The organism is Acinetobacter sp. YH01021, assembly GCF_013420255.1.
Taxonomy (GTDB): domain Bacteria; phylum Pseudomonadota; class Gammaproteobacteria; order Pseudomonadales; family Moraxellaceae; genus Acinetobacter.
Window position 1 is genome coordinate 1 of record NZ_VOYO01000067.1, and the last position, 1,416, is coordinate 1,416.

Sequence of the window (1,416 nt, forward strand, 5' to 3'; positions counted from 1 at the left end):
TGTTCCATTTTAGAGATTTGTTTAAGATAAGATATAACTCATTGAGATGTGTCATAGTATTCGTCGTTAGAAAACAATTATTGTGACATTATTTCAATGAGTTATCTATTTTTGTCGTGTACAGAGATTATTATAGAAGCCCCCATGAATAAATCGCTCATCATTTTCGGCATCGTCAACATAACCTCGGACAGTTTCTCCGATGGAGGCCGGTATCTGGCGCCAGACGCAGCCATTGCGCAGGCGCGTAAGCTGATGGCCGAGGGGGCAGATGTGATCGACCTCGGTCCGGCATCCAGCAATCCCGACGCCGCGCCTGTTTCGTCCGACACAGAAATCGCGCGTATCGCGCCGGTGCTGGACGCGCTCAAGGCAGATGGCATTCCCGTCTCGCTCGACAGTTATCAACCCGCGACGCAAGCCTATGCCTTGTCGCGTGGTGTGGCCTATCTCAATGATATTCGCGGTTTTCCAGACGCTGCGTTCTATCCGCAATTGGCGAAATCATCTGCCAAACTCGTCGTTATGCATTCGGTGCAAGACGGGCAGGCAGATCGGCGCGAGGCACCCGCTGGCGACATCATGGATCACATTGCGGCGTTCTTTGACGCGCGCATCGCGGCGCTGACGGGTGCCGGTATCAAACGCAACCGCCTTGTCCTTGATCCCGGCATGGGGTTTTTTCTGGGGGCTGCTCCCGAAACCTCGCTCTCGGTGCTGGCGCGGTTCGATGAATTGCGGCTGCGCTTCGATTTGCCGGTGCTTCTGTCTGTTTCGCGCAAATCCTTTCTGCGCGCGCTCACAGGCCGTGGTCCGGGGGATGTCGGGGCCGCGACACTCGCTGCAGAGCTTGCCGCCGCCGCAGGTGGAGCTGACTTCATCCGCACACACGAGCCGCGCCCCTTGCGCGACGGGCTGGCGGTATTGGCGGCGCTGAAAGAAACCGCAAGAATTCGTTAACTGCACATTCGGGATATTTCTCTATATTCGCGGTTCAGCAGGCATGTCCCCTTTGAGGGCGACCCGACGACAGGATAATCGACCTTATGGTGCGCAAATATTTCGGCACAGACGGTATTCGTGGCAAAGCCAACGAAGGCGCGATGACGGCGGAAACCGCCTTGCGCGTCGGCATGGCGGCTGGCCGTGTCTTTCGTCGCGGTGACCACCGCCATCGTGTCGTGATCGGCAAGGATACGCGCCTGTCGGGCTATATGCTTGAACCCGCGCTCACAGCCGGTTTCACCTCGATGGGCATGGACGTATTCCTTTTTGGCCCGCTGCCGACAACGTATAGGAAGAATAAACGCCCTTTTCACCCAAGTCCAACAGCTTTGGACCGCAGTTGACTCTTTCGACACCCCTGCGATGCAACCCAATCCGGCTGACGGGGAGCCAGCAACGCTGAAAATTTAC

General features: G+C 56.4%; 2 protein-coding genes. Both read left to right on the forward strand.

What is annotated here, in order from left to right:
* Window positions 1-144: 144 nt before the first annotated feature.
* Window positions 145-960: a sulfonamide-resistant dihydropteroate synthase Sul2 gene (sul2, locus tag FTT86_RS15815; protein ID WP_001043260.1), complete on the forward strand. Its 816-nt coding sequence runs from the start codon at window positions 145-147 to the stop codon at window positions 958-960.
* Between the two features lie 86 nt (window positions 961-1,046).
* Window positions 1,047-1,349 carry a phosphoglucosamine mutase gene (locus FTT86_RS15820; protein WP_000251875.1) on the forward strand — a complete coding sequence of 101 codons (303 nt, stop codon included), beginning with the start codon at window positions 1,047-1,049 and terminating at the stop codon, window positions 1,347-1,349.
* Window positions 1,350-1,416 lie beyond the last annotated feature (67 nt).

Bases quoted from the DNA above. Each gene is read 5' to 3' on its own strand.
- FTT86_RS15820 (WP_000251875.1), top strand. From the start codon at position 1,047: ATGGTGCGCAAATATTTCGGCACAGACGGTATTCGTGGCAAAGCCAAC.
- sul2 (WP_001043260.1), top strand. From the start codon at position 145: ATGAATAAATCGCTCATCATTTTCGGCATCGTCAACATAACCTCGGAC.